Source organism: Mycobacterium sp. TH-M11 (genome assembly GCF_057473725.1).
The window spans coordinates 1-3,518 of sequence record NZ_JBYCLD010000323.1; the positions used below are offsets into that span (position 1 = coordinate 1).

4 protein-coding genes are annotated in these 3,518 nt (G+C 66.9%); 3 read left to right on the top strand and 1 reads right to left on the bottom strand.

Going from position 1 to position 3,518, the window contains the following annotated elements; all coding sequences use genetic code 11:
- A partial coding sequence (locus tag AC2VOG_RS13195; RefSeq protein ID WP_486940347.1) for a hypothetical protein occupies window positions 1-567 on the top strand: 567 nt, incomplete at its 5' end.
- Window positions 568-570: 3 nt separating this feature from the next.
- Entirely contained in the window at window positions 571-1,449 is an 879-nt protein-coding gene (locus tag AC2VOG_RS13200) for a formylglycine-generating enzyme family protein (RefSeq protein WP_486940348.1), read from the top strand.
- A 497-nt stretch (window positions 1,450-1,946) separates the two neighbouring features.
- Here the strand turns inward: AC2VOG_RS13200 and AC2VOG_RS13205 are convergent, their stop codons facing one another.
- Window positions 1,947-2,603 carry an O-methyltransferase gene (locus AC2VOG_RS13205; RefSeq protein WP_486940349.1) on the bottom strand — a complete coding sequence of 219 codons (657 nt, stop codon included), beginning with the start codon at window positions 2,601-2,603 and terminating at the stop codon, window positions 1,947-1,949.
- 187 nt (window positions 2,604-2,790) lie between these two features.
- Here AC2VOG_RS13205 and sigE point away from each other — a divergent pair.
- A partial coding sequence (gene sigE / locus AC2VOG_RS13210) for an RNA polymerase sigma factor SigE (protein ID WP_486940350.1) occupies window positions 2,791-3,518 on the top strand: 728 nt, incomplete at its 3' end.

Sequence of the window (3,518 nt, forward strand, 5' to 3'; positions counted from 1 at the left end):
CCGCAGTCGCGTCCGCCCCGGACGAGCCATGGCGCAGCAGTCCCGGGGATCGAGACGACGTTGCCCGAGCACATTCCGCCCAATGCGTTCGTCTGCTTCCCCGGGCCGGCATCGGGCGGCATGGGCACGGTCGCTCAGGTCGTCGCCGCAGCCGCGCCGAGGATCACCTTCACGCTGCCCGACGGGTGGGCCAGTGAACCGGGCCAAGGCGACCTGGCGCTGTCGCTGAGCGGTCCCGATTCGATGACGGGCGCCGTGACGATCGGCGCGACGAAACTCGGCCCCGCCGCGGCCTTTTCGGAGTACGCCGACACCCTCGCACGCTCCCGGCCCGACCTGCAGGTCGACGCCGTCGGCGCGAAGTTCTGCGGTTACAGCAGTCAGAAGTTGACCGGGTCGTTCACCGGACCCACGGGTGCCATCGCGTTCGCCGACCGGCTTACCCACATCTGGACCAACTCCGACAACTACCTGGTCGTCATCCATATGGAGGGGCCCGCGGACGTGCCTGGGTTTGTCGCGGCGAAAGCTGCGTTGATGCAGGATTTCGCGGTCGTCATACCCTGAGTGATGCCTACCGAGCTTGTCGACCTGCCGCCGGGAACATTCCGGATGGGTTCGACCAGCTTCTATCCCGAAGAGGCGCCGATCCACACCGTGCGCGTGAGCGCATTCGCCATCGAGCGCCATCCCGTCACCAACGCTCAATTCGGCGAATTCGTCAGCGCGACGGGCTATGTCACGGTAGCCGAGCAGCCGATCGATCCGGCCCTCTACCCTGGTGCCGATATAAGCGAATTAGTCTCTGGCGCAATGGTATTCCGCCCGACGGCGGGCCCGGTCGACTTGCGGGATTGGCGGCAGTGGTGGGTATGGGTTCCGGGTGCCAGTTGGCGGCACCCGTTCGGTCCGGGCAGCGATATCGCCGACCGGGCGCAGCATCCGGTGGTGCAGGTGGCCTACCCCGACGCGGCGGCCTATGCCCGGTGGGTGGACCGGCGATTGCCGACCGAAGCCGAATGGGAGTACGCCGCGCGCGGCGGCACCGCCACCACCTACGCGTGGGGTGAGGTGGAGAAGCCCGACGGGAAGCCGATGGCCAACACCTGGCAGGGCCACTTCCCGTACCGCAACGACGGTTGGGCGGGCACGTCGCCGGTGGCCACGTTCCCGCCCAACGGATTCGGCCTCTTCGACATGATCGGCAACGTCTGGGAATGGACGACCACCGCGTTCTCTGGTCATCACCGGCTGGATCATTCGGTTGAGACCTGTTGTGCGCCAACCATACCCACCGATCCGACGATCATGCAGACACTCAAGGGCGGTTCACACCTCTGCGCCCCCGAGTATTGCCACCGATACCGGCCGGCGGCACGGTCGCCGCAGGCGCAGGACACCGCGACGACCCACATCGGTTTTCGGTGCGTCGCTGACCGGGTCGGCTGACGGCGGTGACGGCGCAGGCACTTTGTGTTCGTGCTCGTCGATTGACCACCATCGACTGCCGAGAGTGCGCCCGTCTCGAAGACCCCGTGAAAGGGGGTAGATCAGTGACTTGCAAGCAACCTGGTGCTGGTGTGTCGGCCGGTCGTGCGCTTGCCGCTTGCTGTCTGCCCCTGACGCACGTGACGCACACGCGACCCGAAAACTCCCGCATCAGGCGGTAGGTTCCCGACTTGCGAGCAAGCCCGTATCGGGCCTGCGGGCGATTCCAGTCCTGACGCCCGGCCGCGACAGCATCGACTCCGGCTAGATCCCGCGAGTCGGCAATACCCGCTGTGCGAAACTCCAGGCTGCGCGCCGGTTCACGCAATAAGCCCGAGGACTTCAATGCGGTGATGCCGGGCGTTGCGCCCGCGCCCTGGCTAGCCCGACGCTCATCGGCCCGGCGGCAGGATCGCGAGCAGCGCATCGATGGCCCAATAGTTCACGGTCGGCCAAGCTCAGTCGCGAACGGCCGCGAGCAGGCCGTCGCCGAGCGGCACCAATGCGGGCGTGAGCAGTTCGTTCTCGGCGATCAACCGCGCTGCCTCGCGCACCGCGGCCACTTCGGCATCGTGGGCCTGCGGATCGCCGGCCCGTCCACCCGCGGCCGCGCCATGCACGACGATCACGCCGCCGGAACGCAGCAATCGCATCCCCTCGACCACGTAGTCGGGCTGGTCGAGCGGGTCGGCGTCGATGAAGACCAAGTCATAGGAGTCGTCGGCCAGCCGGGTCAGCACGTCCTGAGCCCGGCCGCTGATCAGCCGCGTGCGCGACGGGCCGACGCCGCCGTCGGTGAACGCCTCCTTGGCGATCCGCTGATGCTCGGGCTCGATATCGATCGTCGTCAGCACACCGTCGTCGTTCATCCCGGACAGCAACCACAGGCCGCTGACGCCGGCGCCGGTGCCCACCTCGACCACGGCTTTCCCGCCGCTGAGTTTGGTCAGCAGGCTCAGCAGCGCTCCGACGGCCGGTGTGACGGCTCCGGTGCCGATGTCGGCGGCCCGCTCGCGGGCGGCCAGCAGAACCGAGTCTTCGGAAATCGATCCCTCGGCATGCGCCGAGAGCGACTCGGCCCGACTCGTCCCAGGGGTGCGCTCGGTCGTCGCCATGGCGTGAGCGTATGTCCAACGCTTGGCTGGTGCACTCAGGTGGGCCCGCGACACGCGCAAAGTATCAGCGTGATCGAAATGTGATGTGACCGATATGGCCAGCGCAACGGGGGTGTTGGTGCCGTTCTCAGTCAATGTTCAGTGCGGTCATATCCCCGGCACACGCCGATAGACGACGGTGTTCCTTATGGAGCGTGGAGGGCGCTGGCCCGGGAATACATCCGATCATCTTCGCGTTGTGCGCGGTGATGATGTGCCCAGCATTCACGGCAGTCTGAAACCGGAGGATTTCACCATCGCCACACTGATGAGCCCGTCCAGCATGTCGCACCCGGAGCGGTACCGCGGCGCTGACTGGGTGGAGCCCGCTGACGAGCCGTACGGTACCGCGGTCTTCGACGCGACCGGCGACAAGGCGGCCATGCCGTCGTGGGACGAGCTGGTTCGCCAACACGCCGACCGGGTCTACCGGCTGGCCTACCGCCTGTCCGGCAGCCAGCAGGACGCCGAGGATTTGACCCAGGAGACGTTCATCCGGGTCTTCCGGTCGGTGCAGAACTACCAGCCGGGCACCTTCGAAGGCTGGTTGCACCGCATCACGACGAACCTGTTCCTGGACATGGTGCGCCGCCGCGCCAAGGTCCGGATGGAAGCGCTGCCTGACGACTACGACCGGGTGCCGGCCGATGAGCCCAATCCGGAAGAGATTTACCACGACGCACGCCTGGGCCCCGACCTGCAGGCGGCGCTGGATTCATTGCCGCCGGAATTCCGTGCCGCGGTGGTCTTGTGTGACATCGAAGGACTGTCCTACGAGGAGATCGGGGCCACGCTGGGCGTCAAGCTCGGGACTGTCCGCAGCCGAATCCACCGTGGGCGGCAGGCGCTGCGCGACTTTCTGGCCGCCCATTCCGA